The organism is Citrobacter sp. Ce119 (assembly GCF_030334525.1).
Lineage (GTDB): Bacteria > Pseudomonadota > Gammaproteobacteria > Enterobacterales > Enterobacteriaceae > Citrobacter > Citrobacter europaeus.
The window spans coordinates 78,375-96,799 of sequence record NZ_JAOWDR010000047.1 but is presented as its reverse complement, the minus strand read 5'-3'; the positions used below and the strand labels follow the sequence as shown (position 1 = coordinate 96,799).

19 protein-coding genes are annotated in these 18,425 nt (G+C 49.7%); 8 read left to right on the top strand and 11 right to left on the bottom strand.

The genetic code is table 11. The annotated features are described in order from the left end of the window. Positions 1 to 14: 14 nt before the first annotated feature. From ynaL to OGV80_RS09230, 3 genes are all read right to left on the bottom strand, one after another. Entirely contained in the window at positions 15 to 182 is a 168-nt protein-coding gene (ynaL, locus tag OGV80_RS09240; RefSeq protein ID WP_087050510.1) for a proline-rich small protein YnaL, read from the bottom strand. A gap of 275 nt (positions 183 to 457) precedes the next feature. Beyond that, complete coding sequence (zntB, locus tag OGV80_RS09235) at positions 458 to 1,441, bottom strand: zinc transporter ZntB (RefSeq protein ID WP_043016203.1); 984 nt, start codon at positions 1,439 to 1,441, stop codon at positions 458 to 460. 155 nt (positions 1,442 to 1,596) lie between these two features. After that, the gene (locus tag OGV80_RS09230) at positions 1,597 to 2,706 is read right to left on the bottom strand and encodes a methyl-accepting chemotaxis protein (RefSeq protein ID WP_087050509.1); all 1,110 of its coding nucleotides are present in this window, start codon (positions 2,704 to 2,706) and stop codon (positions 1,597 to 1,599) included. Positions 2,707 to 3,116: 410 nt separating this feature from the next. Here OGV80_RS09230 and OGV80_RS09225 point away from each other — a divergent pair, with 410 nt between their 5' ends. Further along, positions 3,117 to 5,231, top strand: coding sequence for a putative bifunctional diguanylate cyclase/phosphodiesterase (locus OGV80_RS09225; protein ID WP_200000632.1), 2,115 nt, complete (start codon positions 3,117 to 3,119; stop codon positions 5,229 to 5,231). Between the two features lie 67 nt (positions 5,232 to 5,298). Further along, positions 5,299 to 6,531 carry a GGDEF domain-containing protein gene (locus OGV80_RS09220; RefSeq protein WP_286514617.1) on the top strand — a complete coding sequence of 411 codons (1,233 nt, stop codon included), beginning with the start codon at positions 5,299 to 5,301 and terminating at the stop codon, positions 6,529 to 6,531. 13 nt (positions 6,532 to 6,544) lie between these two features. Here OGV80_RS09220 and smrA read toward each other — a convergent pair whose 3' ends face one another. Further along, positions 6,545 to 7,108, bottom strand: a complete 564-nt coding sequence (smrA, locus tag OGV80_RS09215; RefSeq protein WP_075146230.1) for a DNA endonuclease SmrA — start codon at positions 7,106 to 7,108, stop codon at positions 6,545 to 6,547. 213 nt (positions 7,109 to 7,321) lie between these two features. On the opposite strand from smrA, the gene ogt reads away from it, so the two are divergent. The 3 genes from ogt to uspE all read left to right on the top strand — a co-directional run bounded on the left by ogt (position 7,322) and on the right by uspE (position 9,886). After that, positions 7,322 to 7,837, top strand: coding sequence for a methylated-DNA--[protein]-cysteine S-methyltransferase (gene ogt / locus OGV80_RS09210; RefSeq protein ID WP_075146231.1), 516 nt, complete (start codon positions 7,322 to 7,324; stop codon positions 7,835 to 7,837). 194 nt (positions 7,838 to 8,031) lie between these two features. Beyond that, positions 8,032 to 8,784, top strand: a complete 753-nt coding sequence (gene fnr, locus OGV80_RS09205) for a fumarate/nitrate reduction transcriptional regulator Fnr (RefSeq protein WP_003020397.1) — start codon at positions 8,032 to 8,034, stop codon at positions 8,782 to 8,784. A 151-nt stretch (positions 8,785 to 8,935) separates the two neighbouring features. Next, on the top strand, positions 8,936 to 9,886 hold the full coding sequence (gene uspE / locus OGV80_RS09200) for a universal stress protein UspE (protein ID WP_043016197.1): 951 nt from the start codon (positions 8,936 to 8,938) through the stop codon (positions 9,884 to 9,886). 48 nt (positions 9,887 to 9,934) lie between these two features. Here uspE and OGV80_RS09195 read toward each other — a convergent pair whose 3' ends face one another. Further along, a complete protein-coding gene (locus OGV80_RS09195; RefSeq protein ID WP_003020403.1) occupies positions 9,935 to 10,195 on the bottom strand; it encodes a DUF2534 family protein in 261 nt (86 codons plus the stop codon). A gap of 244 nt (positions 10,196 to 10,439) precedes the next feature. On the opposite strand from OGV80_RS09195, the gene OGV80_RS09190 reads away from it, so the two are divergent. After that, on the top strand, positions 10,440 to 11,471 hold the full coding sequence (locus OGV80_RS09190) for a mechanosensitive ion channel family protein (RefSeq protein ID WP_043016196.1): 1,032 nt from the start codon (positions 10,440 to 10,442) through the stop codon (positions 11,469 to 11,471). Between the two features lie 39 nt (positions 11,472 to 11,510). On the opposite strand, the gene OGV80_RS09185 is transcribed toward OGV80_RS09190, so the two are convergent. From OGV80_RS09185 to OGV80_RS09175, 3 genes are all read right to left on the bottom strand, one after another. Then, complete coding sequence (locus OGV80_RS09185; RefSeq protein ID WP_080625238.1) at positions 11,511 to 12,563, bottom strand: NAD(P)-dependent alcohol dehydrogenase; 1,053 nt, start codon at positions 12,561 to 12,563, stop codon at positions 11,511 to 11,513. 43 nt (positions 12,564 to 12,606) lie between these two features. After that, positions 12,607 to 13,014, bottom strand: a complete 408-nt coding sequence (locus OGV80_RS09180; protein ID WP_172626132.1) for a cupin domain-containing protein — start codon at positions 13,012 to 13,014, stop codon at positions 12,607 to 12,609. Positions 13,015 to 13,225: 211 nt separating this feature from the next. Then, a complete protein-coding gene (locus tag OGV80_RS09175) occupies positions 13,226 to 13,609 on the bottom strand; it encodes a VOC family protein (protein ID WP_286514612.1) in 384 nt (127 codons plus the stop codon). Between the two features lie 119 nt (positions 13,610 to 13,728). Between OGV80_RS09175 and OGV80_RS09170 the strand changes: the two genes are divergently transcribed. Next, complete coding sequence (locus OGV80_RS09170) at positions 13,729 to 14,499, top strand: DeoR/GlpR family DNA-binding transcription regulator (protein WP_087050504.1); 771 nt, start codon at positions 13,729 to 13,731, stop codon at positions 14,497 to 14,499. Positions 14,500 to 14,536: 37 nt separating this feature from the next. Here OGV80_RS09170 and OGV80_RS09165 read toward each other — a convergent pair whose 3' ends face one another. After that, positions 14,537 to 14,806: a Rho-binding antiterminator gene (locus OGV80_RS09165; RefSeq protein ID WP_286514610.1), complete on the bottom strand. Its 270-nt coding sequence runs from the start codon at positions 14,804 to 14,806 to the stop codon at positions 14,537 to 14,539. 71 nt (positions 14,807 to 14,877) lie between these two features. Next, a complete protein-coding gene (gene mppA, locus OGV80_RS09160) occupies positions 14,878 to 16,491 on the bottom strand; it encodes a murein tripeptide ABC transporter substrate-binding protein MppA (RefSeq protein WP_047410977.1) in 1,614 nt (537 codons plus the stop codon). A 184-nt stretch (positions 16,492 to 16,675) separates the two neighbouring features. Between mppA and mpaA the strand changes: the two genes are divergently transcribed. Then, positions 16,676 to 17,404: a murein tripeptide amidase MpaA gene (gene mpaA / locus OGV80_RS09155; protein ID WP_043016189.1), complete on the top strand. Its 729-nt coding sequence runs from the start codon at positions 16,676 to 16,678 to the stop codon at positions 17,402 to 17,404. Here the strand turns inward: mpaA and ycjG are convergent. Continuing rightward, positions 17,379 to 18,344: an L-Ala-D/L-Glu epimerase gene (ycjG, locus tag OGV80_RS09150; RefSeq protein WP_043016188.1), complete on the bottom strand. Its 966-nt coding sequence runs from the start codon at positions 18,342 to 18,344 to the stop codon at positions 17,379 to 17,381. The two genes, mpaA and ycjG, sit on opposite strands and share 26 nt — an antisense overlap. Positions 18,345 to 18,425: the final 81 nt, after the last annotated feature.

Here is an 18,425-nt window from a genome sequence, read left to right as displayed (position 1 = left end):
GTAAAAACTCACATTCAGCAGGCGCGTATCCTCGCAGATCTGCGCCCGCGATGCGACAATTTAATCGGCTCTTCATCCGGCGGCGGATCCGGCATGGGCTGCGGACGAGGAATGGGATCGGGAATGGGAACCGGGTCAGTCGGTAGCGAATCAGTGTGCGACGTTGCAATCAGACAGGTCATATACCCCTCCAGTCATTCAGGTTGACTCTTTTAGGGTAGACGCTGATTTCATGCAGGCAAAAAAAAGCCGACTAATCTAAGTCGGCGTCGTACGAATCAATTGTGCTATGCAGTAATTCAAAAAAGGAAGTAAGACAATATGGAGCGCAACGCCCATCGCTTGACGTTGCATTCACCTGCGAGAGAGATATTGCCCCGAATAGGTAGATGGTTTATTGACCTCGCTCAAAAACCAGGACGTTTTCATGCCAGAAAGTCACTAAAAAACGTAGTTGTTACAACCATTTACTACGATGCAACCATAAAGTAACACCACCAATCAGGACCACTAACAGAATACAAAAAAGTGAGAAACCAAACGGCCAGCCACCGCCGGGGATACCGCCGAGGTTAACGCCAAACAGTCCGGTTAAAAATGTACTGGGAAGAAAAACCATTGCCATCAATGACATTGTATACGTTCGGCGAGCCAGAGACTCCTGCATCACCTGTGCAATTTCATCCGCCATAATACCGGTCCGGGCAATACAGGCGTCTATTTCATCCAGCCCTCTCCCCAGCCTGTCAGCGATATCCTGCATTCGCCGCCGATGGTCGTCAGTCATCCAGGACAACCGTTCGCTCGCCAGACGAGCATAGACATCGCGCTGCGGCGCCATATAACGGCGCATCACAATGAGCTGTTTACGCAGTAATGCCAGGAAACCACGCGGGGGGATCTGCTGATCCAGCAGGTTATCTTCCAGATCGATAATTTTGTCGTGCAACTGTTCGATAAATTCGCTGGCATGATCGGTTAGCGCATCACAAACATCCACCAGCCAACCACCACAGTCAGCCGGTCCCGTACCTTCCTGGAGATCGCTGACAACATCATCCAGCGCCAGCACTTTACGCTGGCGTGTTGAGACAATCAGACGTTCATCCATATATAAACGCATCGCCACCAGTTGGTCAGGTCGCTCATCGGTGCTGCCATTGATACAGCGCAGTGTAATCAACGTACCTTCCCCAACTCTGCTGACGCGTGGGCGCGTGCTTTCACCTGCCAGCGCATCACGCACATTATTGGGAAGTAAAGGTGTTGTCGCCAGCCATTGCGCGCTTTCAGGATGAGTATAATTAAGATGTAGCCAACAGGGATGCTGACTGTCGATAACATCGTTATCTTCCAGTGGTTTCACCCCACCCCGACCATCCAACAGCCAGGCAAACACGGCATCCGGCACATTAACATCCGTTCCCTTAATGGCTTCCACAGCGCCTCCACAAACATTCAGCTTTTTTCGTTAGTCTAGCCGTCAGAATATGTTAAGCAATATCTCATTGTCCCATTGTGCTGAAATGATTCATAAAAATATCTGATAACAAGCAAAGCGCCGACGAATGCGGCGCTGTTTACGAGATTCCCCAGTTAAGCCTGCTGGCGTCTTTCTGACTCAAGAGCATGACTTAAGCGGAATTTATGCGTTCGCGATTGAAGGTCAATCACCTGATTTTTCAGGATACCTGAGGAATCAGAAAGCTCATCAACCATGATGGCATTACTTTGGGTTACGTTTTCCAGTTCGGCCAGAGCATGGGTGATTCTGATAATCCCTTTCTCCTGCTCCTGCGTGGTGGTTAATATCTCGCTCATCAGTTGGTTTAATTGCCCGGCCCCTCCGACAATATCATGCATATTTTTTTCAGCTTCACGCACAACAGCTGCGCCTTGCTGAACATTTTGATGGGTTTGGGCAATCAGTTGCTTAATATTCTTCGCTGCATCTGCGCTGCGGTGCGCAAGCATTCTTACCTCACCGGCAACCACGGAAAAACCTTTACCATGTTCACCAGCCCTCGCCGCTTCTACAGCAGCATTCAGGGCCAGAATATTTGTCTGGAATGCAATACCATCTATTAGCGTAATAATTTCTGTCATCTGTTGTGCGCATTCGGTGATTGATCGCATATTTGTCGCCACCTGCACCATTAATTCGCCACCCTGACGGGCGCATTGCGTAGCAATTGTTGCCTGGGCGCTGGCTATTTGTGTGTTATCAGCATTATTTCGCGTATTAACCGCTATTTCATCCATGTTGGCAGCTGTCTGCATCAATGCTCCGGATTGCTGTTCTGTTTTCACTGAGAGCTCAGCGCTGCGTTCTGCAAGCTGTTCAGAGAGCGCCATCGCCGTTTGCGAGGATGTTCTGATCTCATTAACGAGTGTTGAGATATTACTTGATAAACTATTGATACCAGGAATTAGTCTACCCGCACAGTTATTGCCAAACTCTGGAATACTGATTGCCAGATTTCCGGACGTCACTTCTTCAATGCTTCTTTTAACCGTATTAATCGGCATGACCAGATATTTCGTCATGTACCACCATAAACACAATATAGAAATAATACTTACCGCATTAGTGCCAATAATGATTTCTGGGGTGGCGGAGAAAATTATTTCAACAAGATTGAGCGCAACCGCCGTAATGATCAGAAATAAAATAATAAAGGTTCTGACGCTAATATCATTTAACATTTTAGTCCTGTACAACAAGAAATAACGTGGATGTTATTTTTATAGCATCTGCAATACAGATTTCCATAGCTCGGTGATGAAAGCTTAACTTTCAATGAGAGCCAGAGATCCTTTTACTTAAGACGATAAATTGCACTGTTTATTTAGAATAACTCAGTACCTTATCCCGCAAACAGAGACGATGATGCCCGCTATCAGATTTTTGTGATGGCGAGCACGTGACGAGCATAAAACACACAGAATTATAATTTTTATGAATAGATATATTAGTAATGGCCTGTTATTTTCAATATCTGGCCCTTACTTCTAATACTCATTGTAAAAACACAAGAACATACCTGATTTTATCAGGTTAACTGGACAAAACCTGCTAGATTTACCATCACGGCTTTTTTTCGATAGGTAGCAAGATGTTGCACGTGTCGTGGGACCCAGTATTGATTGGGATTTCCTTTGTTGTCGCGTTTATTGCCTCCTTTATAGCCCTCGACAGTGCGGGTAAAGTAGCAATCTCCAGCAGACGTGAATCTACCTTCTGGCGACTCTCTGGCGGCGCTACGCTGGGTATGGGGATCTGGTCGATGCATTTTATCGGTATGCTGGCCATGAAAATGAGTATGCCGATCAATTACCACTTAGCACTCACGGCTTTTTCGTTCTTTATTGCGCTCATATCCGCGACTCTCGCTATCAATATCGCTATTTCAGGTCATACGCTATCAACAAAACGGCTGGTCATTGCCACTGGTATATTGAGCGCTGGCGTTGTCACGATGCACTACGTCGGCATGTACGCCATAATCGAACATGTGGCTATCGCATGGGATCGCTCACTGATTTTGCTCTCGGTGATCATTGCCATCGTTGCGTCTGGCGTCGGCTTATGGCTGGCTTTCCATTTACGCCAAAACACCCGTCGCGCGCTGATTAACCGGCTTATTGCCGCCCTTATTATGGCGCTGGCAATAGCCTCGATGCATTACACCGGTATGGGAGCGGCATCCTTCACCCATTTTGGACATACTGCACACGATGGGCTCAGTACCCTCGAACTCTCTGTCTGGGTCTGCGCTGTCACGCTGATTATTTTGGGGATCATGCTGGTGGTTTCGATGGTGGATTCGCAACTGCGCACCTCCCGACTGGCCGACAATCTGCATCAGTTGAATTGCCAGCTTGAACACCAGGTCCACTTCGACGCGCTGACCGGACTTGCCAATCGAACGCATATAGACACCTGCTTACAGGCCTGCCTGCGGCATTCCAAACTGCATCAACAGCATTTCGCGTTGGTGTTCATCGACCTCGATCGCTTCAAAGTCGTTAACGATACCTGGGGACATCACATCGGCGATCAGTTGCTGATTGCCAGTACACAACGAATCTACAGCTGCCTTGATGACTCAATGACGCTGGCAAGACTGGGAGGAGATGAATTTATCCTGCTGGTTCCGGACTGCAATCAGCAGGCTATCTCTGCCCTGCTGGCGCGGATTGCCGATGCGATCGGCGACCCTTTTACCTTGTTCGGACATACCATTCGGGTTTCGTTAAGCGCGGGGAGCAGTATTTATCCAGAACATGGTTCAACACTGCATGAGCTAAAAGTGAAGGCCGATATGGCGATGTATCATGTCAAACAGGCGGGCAGAAACGGCTGGGCTATTTATAGTCCCGAGATGGAAGCTATCGCGGATACGCCGCCGACATTTCTTCAGGAACTGTCACAAGCGCTTGAACGCGACCAGTTTGAGCTATGGTATCAGCCTAAATATACTGCCGGAGATCATTCTCTGACCGGTTTTGAAGCGCTATTGCGCTGGCATCATCCGGATCGCGGCATGCTGCTCCCAGCTGAATTTCTTCCTGCATTGGAAGAAACGGGCCTGATTGTTCCCGTCGGCAAATGGGTTATCCAGCAGGCGTGCATGCAGTTGCATTACTGGAAATTACAAGGAAATACAGAATGGACGCTTGCCGTTAACCTCTCTCCCGCCCAGTTTGAACAGCATGATATTATTGAGGTTGTGTGTAATGCCCTGGCGCAATATCAACTTTCACCGGCCAGCCTTACGCTGGAACTCACTGAAAGCACCGCGCTAAAAAATTTAAAACGCAGTATTGAAATCCTGAATGCTTTTTCTGCTTTGGGGATCACCGTTTCTATTGATGATTTCGGCACTGGTTATTCAAATATATTGATGTTGAAGTCTCTCCCGGCGCGGGAATTAAAAATCGACAGGATATTTGTCAAAGATATTAGCGAGAACAGCAAAAATACAAAAATTGTGTCTACCATTATTGATATAGCTCACTCCATGAATATGCGCGTAGTAGCTGAAGGAATAGAAACCCAGGAGCAGGAAATACTTCTTACCCAAATGGGGTGTAGCATGCTGCAAGGATTCCTGTTTGCAAAACCGCTGCCAGCGCATAAGATTCATGAACTGCTACAACCAGAAAACAGCATCAAACAAAAGCCAGTCGTACAACCCTTGTCTCACCGACAATCAATAACCTTGTGAGACTGCGATATCTAAAATATTCGCCATTAAATGGGCTGCACAGCAGATAAAGATAACGGGATTATCGATGAGCACAACCGAGCTGAATTCACTGGATTTATTAACCTTTCCGGTGTGGATTGTTTCGCCGCATACCGAAGAGCTGGTCTTCGCTAATAACGCTGCACGGGAGCTAATGCAGGATCTCTGTTTTTCCCCACTGCGTAACGGCCTATTTTCAACACATGCGCAAAATGATTTAACTATGTATCTCAGCGACTTGAGAAATCATCACGGTATTGTAGAAATTCTCACGGTTTATCGCGACGGCGAAAAAAACGCAATGGCCTGTCGCCTGTCGATCAGGACGTTGCCAGATGTGGGTGACGTCATCCTTTTTGAAGGCATTGAGACGCCTGCAGCGCAGGGTTTGAAAGCGAGCCGTTCAGCAACTTATCAACGAAAAAAGCAGGGATTTTATGCGCGTTTTTTCCAGACCAACTCCGCGCCAATGTTACTTATCGATCCGTCCCGCGATGGCCTAATCGTTGATGCGAACCTCAGTGCCCTCAATTTTTATGGATACAGCCATGACATGATGTGTCAGAAACATACCTGGGAAATCAACATGCTGGGGCGCCACATACTGCCGGTAATGCATGAAATCGCCCACCTGCCCGGCGGCCATAAACCTTTGCATTTTGTTCATAAACTGGCAGACGGCAGCTCGCGTCATGTACAAACCTACGCCGGACCGATTGAAATCTACGGTAATAAACTCATGTTGTGCATCATTCATGACATTACCGAACAAAAACGACTGGAGCAGGAGCTTGAGCGAGCAGCACTGCGTGACGCCTTAACGGGATTACTGAACCGCCGACATTTTTATCAGGTAACAGAGCCCGAACCAACGCATGCGATCTCATTGACGCAGGACTACAGCCTGTTATTGATCGACACCGATCGTTTTAAAAGCATTAACGATCTCTTCGGTCATTTAAAAGGCGATGAGGTGCTTTGCGCTCTGGCACGCACTCTGGAATCGTGTGCGCGAAAAGACGATCTTATTTTTCGCTGGGGTGGTGAAGAATTTGTACTGCTTCTGCCACGAACCTCGCTGGAGTCCGCACTCAATCTTGCAGAGGTGATCCGCGCAACGGTCGCCAGGGTGACGCTCCCTGGTCTTCCCCGCTTTACCGTCAGTATTGGCGTTGCGCGGCACGAAACAAACGAAAGTATTGATGAATTATTCAAACGCGTGGACGACGCGTTGTACAAAGCCAAGAACGAAGGCAGGAACAGAGTGCTGGCCGCCTGATGAACCAGGTTGCTCAGCGACTGCGTTTAGCGTGACGCTCCCAGTTTTCCTGTTTTGCCTGCGCGGTTTTACGTAATGCGACATAACATGCCCCGCTGCCGCCGTGATGCGGCAAAGCGGTGCAGTAGGCCTGTACGTCATCAAATTCCGTCAGCCAACGCGCCACATAGCTGCGCACAATATTGGCATGGGAGTTATCATCACGCCCCTTGCCGTGTATCACCAGCACGTTACGTAACCCATCTTGCTGCGCCTGCAGTATAAAACTGAATAACATCTGACGGCATGTTTCTACAGGCTGACGGATGAGATTAAGGCTCGCCTGCTGCGGGTATTTTCCGCTTCGCAGTTTGTCAGTCACGCCGTGCTGCAAACCTTCGCGACGAAACTCCAGCGGTTCGCTCAACGGGATAATATCGAGAAACCCCGTCGAGAGAAAGTTATCCAGTTGCAACATATCTATACGCGCTGGAGTGCGGATATTGCGCGTTGGCTGCCAGTGTACATCGGCGCAGCCCTTCAGCGGTTGAACATCCCCCATAGCATCAAGAAACAGCGAAGCATCATCAAGGTTCATGTTTCATCCTCCAGCGAATTACGACGAACGTTATCATAACCGCGCACAATTATACCGACAACGGTTTACGATTATTTCCAGTAATTCATCCGCTTCACTCCGCTGAAAAGATCTACTCACGACATGCCGATCTCCGTTTTTAGGGGTATAGCTGCGACGGTCACTGGCGTGATAATGTGTAACCTCGCCTGAACGCTGTAATGAGAGATATGGATGCTTAACTTACTGGAAGACATCATCGACACGCCGCTGGGCCCGCTGTGGGTTATTTGTGATGAGCAATTTCGCCTGCGCGCGGTGGAATGGGATCAGCACCGCGATCGTATGGAACAATTGCTGGATATTCATTACCGCGCGCAAGGTTATCTGCGCATTGCAAACAAAAACCCCGGCGGATTAAGCGATAAGCTTTCGGAGTATTTTGCCGGGAACCTCAGCATTATTGACACGCTGGAAACGGCAACCGCTGGCACGCCTTTCCAGCGTGAAGTCTGGCAAGCATTACGCACTATCCCCTGTGGGCAGGTCATGCACTATGGTCAGTTGGCCGAACAGTTGGGACGCCCCGGCGCAGCAAGAGCCGTCGGTGCAGCTAATGGCTCCAATCCAGTAAGCATTGTGGTCCCCTGTCATCGTGTCATCGGACGTAACGGCACCATGACCGGATATGCCGGTGGCGTACAACGAAAAGAGTGGTTATTGCGCCACGAAGGTTATTTGCTACTCTAGATTCCAGGCAATTAATGCCTTATTCATCACACTTCCGCATAATGCGACCCCGAATTAAGTGTGGTTAATCAAGCAGATACAAACATTCACTCCAGTTATGCCTGAATTATTCTCTATTGGGAGTAGCTCAGGCTTACGTGCTCACCAAAAAGATGTTAAAATTGACAAATATCAATTACGGCTTGAGCAGACCTATGATCCCGGAAAAGCGAATTATACGGCGCATTCAGTCTGGCGGTTGTGCTATCCATTGCCAGGATTGCAGCATCAGCCAGCTTTGCATCCCGTTCACACTTAACGAGCATGAGCTTGACCAGCTCGATAACATCATCGAGCGCAAAAAGCCTATCCAAAAGGGGCAGACGCTCTTTAAAGCAGGTGATGAGCTTAAATCACTCTATGCTATCCGCTCCGGAACGATTAAAAGCTATACCATTACCGAACAAGGCGATGAGCAGATTACTGGCTTCCATCTGGCGGGCGATCTGGTCGGTTTTGACGCGATTGGCAGCGGACATCACCCGAGCTTTGCCCAGGCGCTGGAAACCTCAATGGTATGCGAAATTCCTTTCGAAACCCTTGATGACCTGTCTGGCAAAATGCCAAATCTGCGTCAGCAGATGATGCGTCTGATGAGTGGCGAAATCAAAGGCGACCAGGACATGATCCTGCTGTTGTCGAAGAAAAATGCAGAAGAGCGCCTGGCGGCCTTTATCTACAATTTGTCTCGTCGCTTTGCCCAGCGTGGATTCTCGCCTCGTGAATTCCGCCTGACCATGACCCGTGGCGACATCGGTAACTACCTCGGTCTGACGGTCGAAACCATCAGCCGCCTGCTGGGTCGTTTCCAGAAAAGCGGTATGCTGGCAGTGAAAGGTAAATACATCACTATTGAGAATAGCGACGCGTTGGCAGTTCTTGCTGGCCACACGCGTAACGTTGCGTAATCCTTCCGCAAGCATCTCTGTTATCCTTCTGTCAAATCGCTAAATTTTCCCGATTTATTGATCTGGCAGGAGGTTATCCCCTGTTTCAATCCACATTATTGGGTTACTCTTTTAATTACAAACTGCAGTGACAGTTGTAAGGAGACCCTGTATGGCTATGTATAAAAATATGCTGGTCGTCATCGACCCGAACCAGGACGATCAACCAGCATTACGGCGAGCTGTTTATTTGCATCAACGGATTGGTGGCAAAATTAAAGCCTTTTTGCCGATCTATGACTTTTCCTACGAGATGACTACCCTGCTGTCGCCCGATGAGCGTACGGCAATGCGTCAGGGGGTCATCAGTCAACGAACAGCATGGATCCGTGAACAAGCGAAATACTATATCGAAGCAGGGATCCCCCTTGAAATTAAAGTGGTATGGCACAACCGTCCCTTTGAAGCCATCATCCAGGAAGTCATTAGCGCTCAACATGACCTGGTCCTCAAGATGGCGCACCAACACGACCGCCTCGAAGCCGTAATTTTCACCCCCACCGACTGGCATTTATTGCGGAAATGCCCAAGTCCGGTATGGATGGTCAAAGACCAGCCGTGGCCTGAAGGTGGCAAAGCGCTGGTTGCGGTTAACCTCGCCAGTGAAGAGCCTTATCACAATGCGCTCAATGAAAAACTGGTCAAAGAAACGATCCAACTGGCAGAACAGGTTAACCATACTGAAGTGCATTTAGTTGGCGCCTATCCTGTTACGCCAATCAACATCGCAATTGAACTGCCTGAATTTGACCCCAGCGTTTATAACGATGCGATCCGTGGACAGCATCTGCTGGCCATGAAGGCGTTACGCCAGAAATTCAGTATCGATGAGAAAGTGACGCACGTTGAAAAAGGATTGCCTGAAGAGGTCATTCCCGATTTAGCCGAGCACTTGCAGGCGGGTATTGTGGTACTGGGGACCGTTGGTCGTACCGGGATTTCTGCCGCGTTTCTTGGTAACACCGCAGAACAGGTTATCGATCATCTACGCTGCGACCTGCTGGTCATCAAGCCGGATGAATATCAGACGCCCGTTGAACTGGACGACGAAGAAGACGATTAACCGCTCAACTCAATGCCGGATGGCGACCTCATCCGGCATAACAAACGTTTAGTGCTGTTCCTCACCGCCGAGGAAATAGATACCCAGCGGGATAGCCAACAGAATCGTAAATACCATACTGTAGACACAAATCATTGCAGATTGAATGGCGTACATTGAAGCGGTCCAGTCGGATAGCGGAATGTCATACTGTTCAATAACGCCACCGATCGTCGCTCGCGTCACGACCGACGCTGCGATAATAAACACCCCAAGCAGGCACAACAGAAACTTCCGTCCCTTCGCTGTCTTCAGCTTAGCCATGATCATAGTACTGTCCTTTTGCAGATGAAAACCTTGTTACTTTGCGCTAACAATACCATGACATCAACTGACTGTCTGCTACATAAACTGCTCACAAAGGTGATGCCTGCGCTATTTCCCGGAAAATAGCGCTAATTGCATTATATATCTCTCCTGATGATTAATGATCTGACCGCCTGAACTGAGTAAAATATTCGATGATGAGGATGTCAGATGATATTTAACTACCACGGAGCTACCTGGAAGAATCATGATCGCTGAACTGTTTATAAATAATGCGTTTAATTTGACGGTAATTCTCAGCAGCTGCGCAGCGCTGGTCCTGATGAGCGTCTGGTATCATCGTGGAGAGCGGCGCTGTAAAGGATTCATATTTCACGCAGCGCAATTTTTTGTCTATGCCATTATCATCGGGACGTTTGGCAGTATTGCTAATAACGTTATCGAAAGCTACAGCCTGAAATTTATCTCCCCCAGCGTGGTCGACTTTATCTGCACCTCGTTGATTGCGCTAATCCTGACTATCAAACTTTTTCTGGTGATTAATCAGTTTGAAAAGACGCAGATCAATAAAGGCAGAGATATCACCAGCGCGAGGATCCTGTCGCGAATTATCAAGATCACCATCATCGTTGCCATCATTTTGCTGTATGGCGAGCATTTCGGCATGAGCTTATCCGGCCTGTTAACCTTTGGCGGCATCGGCGGTATCGCTGTCGGTATGGCGGGCAAAGACATTCTGAGCAACTTTTTCTCAGGAATTATGCTCTATTTTGACAGACCGTTTAGCATCGGCGACTGGATCCGTTCTCCAGACCGCAATATTGAAGGCACGGTTACGGAAATCGGCTGGCGAATGACCAAAATAAACACCTTCGATCATCGTCCGTTGTATGTCCCAAACTCGATTTTCTCCTCCATCAGCGTAGAAAATCCAGGCAGGATGACGAACCGCCGCATCAAAACGGTGATCGGGTTACGATATGAAGATGCCGATAAAGTCGCTGCTGTTGTCGAATCGGTCAGACAAATGCTGCAAAATCATCCGGGAATAGACCAGAAACAAACCCTGCTGGTTTATTTCAATGAATTTGCCGATTCATCGCTGAATATCATGGTGTATTGCTTCACGAAAACCACCGTCTGGAAGGAATGGCTCGCGGTACAGCAAGACGTTTATTTGAAAATTATTTCGATTGTCCAGTCAAACGGCGCCGACTTTGCTTTCCCCAGCCAGACACTGTATATGGATAATCCTGAAGCATCGTCCTCGACACACTAACAAAAGAAAAGACGCGGAAATCCGCGTCTTTATTTGTATTTATTTCAATGAAGCAATATCAATTACAAAGCGGTATTTGACATCGCTTTTCAACATCCGTTGCCAGGCATGGTTAATATCTTGAATATTGATCACTTCAACATCGGCTGTAATACCGTGCTGGCCGCAGAAATCCAGCATCTCCTGGGTTTCAGCAATACCGCCGATAACCGATCCCGCTACAGACCGTCGTCCGAGGATTAACGGTACCGAGTTCACGAAGGGATCCAATGCCCCCAGATAACCCACCAGCACCAGCGTACCGCTTAGCGCCAGCGTTGGAATATACGGATTCAGGTCATGTACATACGGGACAGTATCAATAATCAGATCAAACTGATTCGCTGAGGCTTTCATCTGCTCGCTGTCAGTCGAAAGTACAACATGGCGGGCCCCCAGACGCCGGGCATCGGCTTCTTTACCCGGCGAGCGCGTAAACAGCGTGACTTCAGCACCCAGCGCATTAGCCAGTTTGATCGCCATATGCCCAAGGCCTCCCAGCCCGACAACCGCGACTTTACTCCCCTCCCCAACCTGCCAGTGACGCAGCGGCGACCAGGTGGTGATCCCGGCACATAGCAGCGGTGCGGCACCGCGTAAATCGATCCCTTCAGGAACCTTCACAACAAACTTGTCAGTCACGACAATCTTGTCAGAATAACCGCCGAAAGTGGGTAAACCGTCGTGACGATCGGTATCGTTATACGTCAGCGTGTTGCCTTCTTCGCAATACTGCTCTAATCCCTGTTCACAGGCGCTACAATGTTGACATGAATCGACCATACAGCCGACCCCGGCGAGATCGCCCACTTTAAATTTCGTTACCGACTTACCAACATGTATCACGCGGCCAATGATTTCATGGCCTGGTACCATCGGATATTTAGCGCCACCCCAGTCGTTGTAGGCGTTATGGATATCCGAGTGGCAAACACCGCTGTATAAGATGTCGATAACCACATCATCTTCACGCGGATCGCGACGAACAAAACTGTGTGGGACTAAATCTTCTTTCACCGCCAGCGCGGCATAACCCTTCACGTTCATGACCATGTAGATTTCCTCAGGGATTGGGTATTACCAGAACCAGCATAGTTCAGGGCAACAGGTTGTACTCAGCGTCGCTCACCGGTTCCAGCCACTCATTCGATGCGCCAGGCGCCGGGATTTCAACCGCGATATGGGCAAACCAGCTGTCACGCGCGGCGCCGTGCCAATGTTTCATGCCTGCCGGGATGTGTACGACGTCACCGGTTTTCAGCTCACGCGCCGGTTGATTCCATGCCTGATACCAGCCTCTTCCACCAGTCACCAGCAATATTTGTCCCCCTTGATGATGGATATGCCAGAAGTTACGGCAACCCGGCTCAAATGCTACGTTGCCAATTACCACACCTTCCTTGGAGAGCATGGTCAGATAGCTGTCGCCAGTGAAATACTTCGCATACGCTTCATTTTTCTCCCCTCGCGGAAAGACGCTGTTGCCATCAAATTGGTGATTCATAATCTCCGCATCAGCGCTGGACACGGTATTCAGTTGATTTTGCATTTCGACTCTCCAAAACGGTGGCGGCATGCGCCACCGGATGCTGAAAACTATAAAAATTATAGAGACTCGACAGGCTGGTGATTAGAGGTGGAAAGAAGGACAAACTTATGAATCATACTCATTAATAATAAGCGTACGATTTATCTCCTGGCGCTTGCGTTAAGCTCTACGCCACAATTTCAATCAGGTTACCGTCCGGATCGCGTATCACCGCTTCGTAATAGCCATCACCTGTGGTGCGTGGGCCAGAAACTAATACACCCTGTTCTTTTGCACGCATCGCCATAGCATCAACATTTTCGCTACCGCCAACGGAAATGGCGAGATGCACCCACCCTGAGGTGTTATTGTCCGGAGTATGTTTTGTCAGCCCGGGCTTAGTCATTAACTCAATCACGATATCTTCACCCATTCTGACAAAATAGGATTCAAATCCAGGATTGGTTTTACTGCAGTATTTTTCGTTGATCCTTGCGTCAAAAAACGTAACCCAGAACTGAGCTTGCTGCTCGAGATCCAATGTCCATAACGCGATATGCGCAACCTTCATAGCTGACCTCTACTTGCTGTAACCAAAAAAATAGGTTCCCCACAGGGATGTTGACATCGCGAACCATAATGCACGATCATGCTTGTTGTTGCTCGATTTTTATTTTCTCTGGAGTGTTTATGCTCGATTACGCAGCGTTCCCGGAACAACGCCAGGCGCTTATCTATCAGATCCTGCAGGAAAACGGCAGAGTCATCTGTTCCGAACTTGCCAGCAGGTTAGGTGTTTCTGAACATACAATCCGCCGTGATCTGCATGAACTGAGTAAAGATGGCGTGTGCAAAAAGGTCTATGGCGGCGCGGTCATTGCACTCCCAGAGTCCGAAGACATCACCGTGCGCAAGAATATTAATGTGGCGAAAAAGAGCAACATCGCGCAGAGATGTGCCCGGTTGGTCAAATCGGGAAGCTGCATTTTTATTGACACCGGCAGTACCAACCTGGCGATGGCAGAAGCCCTGCCCGCCGAGCTGGCGTTAACCGTAGTGACAAACTCACCGGAGATTGCTGCCGCTTTGCTAAAAAAGCCGTTGTTTGAGGTCATTATGCTGGGCGGCGCGGTACAGCGATCTTCGGGAGGGTGTGTGGGCGCCCCGGCCATCTCACAGGTGCAGGGTATTTTATTCGATCAGGGATTTATTGGCGGCTGCGCGATGTCGCCCGAGTCCGGATTAACGGGATTTGATTACGCGGATTGTGAGTTCAAAAAAGCGGTGATCAAGCAGTGTAATGAAACTATCGTCGCGCTGACGGCGGAGAAAATCCCGGCAGTTGCCCGTTATATCGTCACTGAAAGCAGCAATATTGATGTAATTGTCGTCGAGGAAAATATCAGCAAAGAGTATGCCACGGCTTTCCAGGCGCACGACATCCGGATTTATACCGTGTAGCGGCGGCGCTACGTCCCTTTCAATATGGCCGTATGGCTCATCGAAATCTCACTGTGCTGAACGACGCCCCTGGCGTCAGCGCGGTGATTGATGACAGACAATCCAGACGAATTTTTTGCTCATTTTCATGCAGCTCCACCAGCAGAAATTCTTCTTTATCGGCGGTGGTACATGTTGTCAGCGCTTTGGCATCAAAACATGTGCTATCCGTTAACTCAATGCGCAACAAATAGTGGTACATACAGGCGATTTCCAGATAATCATGAAGATCGCAATCTATCGGATGATGCTTTTCCATTGCTTTCATAACCCCACCTTCGTCACAGCCTTATTTGTTCGGGAAATAGCCAGTACCACTTCCCGAACGAGCGAGCTATTTCAGTGCTTCACAATATACATTGTGCGACTGTATGCGACATCTTCAGGGTTAGTAATCGGATATCCTTTCAACCACGGTTTAATTAAACGCCCGTTGGTATACTGATAAATCGGCGCAATAGGTGCCTGTTCCATCAAAATTTTCTCTGCGGCATTATAATCGGCATTGCGCGCTTTCTGCGTATTCTCCAGAGTAGCCTGGGTCAACACTTTGTCGTACGCAGGATTATTAAAGCGGGAGATATTACCCGTATGGGTCGAGGTTAATAGCGACAGGAATGTAGATGGCTCATTGTAATCACCTACCCAGGAAGCGCGGATCACATCAAAATTGCCGGTATTACGGCTATCGATGTAGGTTTTCCACTCCTGGTTTTGCAGTTTTACGTCAACGCCGAGATTTTTCTTCCACATCGACGCGACAGCAATAGCGATCTTCTGATGGTTTTCAGAGGTGTTGTACAGCAGCGTCAGTTTAAGTGGTTTCTGTGGACCATAGCCCGCCGCACGCAGCAGCGTTTTCGCCTGCGCATTCAGTTCTTCCTGACTCATTTGCTCAAACGGTGAAGGTTCCGGCACAAATCCTGCCGTGACATCCGGCGTAAAATGCCATGCGGGCTTTTCACCGGTTCCCAGAACTTTCTCCGCCATCAGACGACGATCGATAGTCATGCTAAGCGCCAGACGTACGCGTGAATCTGCCGTCGGTCCCTTCTGGGTATTGAAGGCATAATAGTAAGTACCAAGCTGCGGCGGGGTGTAAACCTGGCCCGGGATATCCTTCAACAATTTCTGATACATGTTTTTCGGGAAGGACTCGGTAATATCGATATCACCAGCAAGGTAGCGCTTGGTTGCTGCCGATTCCTGGTTAATTGGCAGGAAGGTCACTTTTTGCAGCACCGTTTTGGCGTTGTCCCAATAATGCGTATTCGGCACAACTTCCAGTTTTTCGTTGACGACGCGATCTTTGAGCACATAGGCGCCGTTACCGATCAGGTTGCCCGGTTTGGTCCACTCTTTACCGCTCTCAACGTTAGCTTTTTGTACCGGATAAAACGCGAAACTCGCCGTCAGATTGGCAAACCAGGGCAGCGGTTTATCCAGTTGGACTTTCAATGTACGCGCATCAACCGCGCTAACCCCGAGCTTATCCGGGGAGGCTTTCCCATCGATGATCGCCTGCGCGTTGCTAATTCCCGCCAGCGCAGCAAACCAGGCAAACGGCGACAGCGTTTTCGGATCAACCAGACGCTGCCAGCTATAGACAAAATCCTGGGCCGTTACCGGCGTACCATCGGCCCATTGCGCATTGTCACGCAGCGTAAAGGTCCAGATACGGTTATCGTTGCTTTTCCATTGGGTGGCGACGCCGGGCACAATCTCGCCCTTCTCATTCTGGTTGACCAGCCCTTCAAATAAATCACGAATAACCTGAATTTCAGGAAGCCCGACGGCCTTTGCCGGATCCAGCGACGCAGGTTCGTCTTTGATATGACGCACCAGTTCTTGCTTTTCTGCCAGTACCGTTCCGCTGGGAACATCAGCAGCCCAGGATAATGAAATGCTGCTTACCAACAGCGCACAACAGGTTACTGAAACAGAATGCTGCATAAAATACCCTCAATTCCGGCTACTAAGTGAATGTGTAATTATTTGTATCGCCAGCAGGAAATGCAATTAACTTCCGACAAGAAAGTGATATTACACCTGAAAAGATAAGTGTGTGAAAACGATTTGATTATCCATACATTTTGCACAACACTGCGAGTAATAACCCATGCATTCAGAGATGACTATGACCGTTACCCGCCCCCGTGCCGAGCGCGGCGCATTTCCACCTGGGACCGAACATTACGGACGTTCATTGTTAGGCGCGCCGTTAATCTGGTTTCCCGCATTGGCAGCCGATCGTGAAAGCGGCCTGATACTGGCAGGAACGCACGGCGACGAAAACGCATCGGTCGTCACTCTCTCCTGCGCATTGCGTACGCTTAACCCTTCCTTGCGTCGTCACCATGTGGTGCTGGCCGTTAACCCTGACGGTTGCCAGCTCGGACTACGCGCAAATGCCAACGGCGTGGATCTAAACCGTAACTTTCCCGCCGCAAACTGGAAAGCGGGCGAAACGGTGTATCGCTGGAACAGCAGCGCAGAAGAACGCGATGTGGTGTTGCTGACCGGCGAAAGTCCGGGCTCAGAACCGGAAACCCAGGCGCTATGCCAACTTATTCACCGAATTCATCCGGCGTGGGTAGTCTCTTTTCACGATCCGCTGGCCTGTATTGAAGATCCCAGGCGCAGCGAATTAGGCGCGTGGCTGGCGCAGTCGTTTGAATTGCCCCTCGTTACCAGCGTAGGTTATGAAACGCCCGGCTCTTTTGGAAGCTGGTGCGCAGATCTGAACTTACACTGCATAACCGCCGAATTCCCCCCCATTTCATCAGATGAAGCGAGCGAGAAATACCTGCTGGCCATGTCCAATCTCCTGCGCTGGCACCCTAGAGATGAAGGTGTCCGGTCGTAAAATGCAGTGCCGGCTCCGCGTCGCTGGCAAGCCAGGTAGGACCATCAAGATCGGCAAAGCTAACCTGCGGCGTAAGGGGTAACGCCGCGCCGATCGCCCGGGAGGTGCACAGCATACAGCCCAGCATGAGCGCAAATCCCTGCTCGCGAGCTTCGTTTGCCAGTGCCAGCGCTTCCGTCAGGCCGCCTGTTTTATCCAGTTTGATATTCACCATTTCATAGCGCCCGTGCAGCGCTTTCAGGCTGCTGCGGGTATGACAGCTTTCATCCGCGCAGATCGGCAGCGGATGCACAAAATTCTCCAGCGCGGCATCATCCTGCGCCGGCAGCGGCTGCTCCAGCATCGCCACACCTAAATCAGCCAGGAGCTGACAGCGTGCCGCCAGGCCTTCTGCCCGCCAGGATTCATTGGCGTCGACAATAATCGTGGCATCAGGGACCGCGGCACGGATAGCGACCATCCGTTCGCTGATTAATCGCGCATCCAGTTTAACCTTTAATAGTTTCGCGCCATTTTCCCACAACGCAGCCGCGCTCGCCGCCATTTGTTCCGGCGAGCCAATCACCACGGTTTGCGCCGTCGTTACCACTTCCGCCAGTTCACTTCCCACCAATTCCGCCAACGGCTGCTGCTGTTGGCGCGCACTCAGATCCCACAACGCACAGTCCACGGCATTACGCGCAGCCCCCGCTGGCAGCAACTTTTGCAGCTCTTCACGGGTCAGTCCGTTTTCCAGTTGTGGCGCAATGCTCATAATTTGCGCCAGCACAGAAGCATCGCTTTCACCGTAGCGCGGGTACGGTGTGCACTCGCCGATACCGGTGACGCCGTTTTCTGTGACTTCAACTACCACCACATGCGCTTCGGTTCTGCTCCCACGGGCGATAACAAAGGGAGTGTGCAGCGGCCAGGCTTCCTCATACACCTTAACTGTTCTCATCTGTTTTCCTTAATGCAGTACCTGAAGCGGATATCCGCAAATAGCGTTTGCCGTGTTAACTACTGATGGCATAAACTAGCC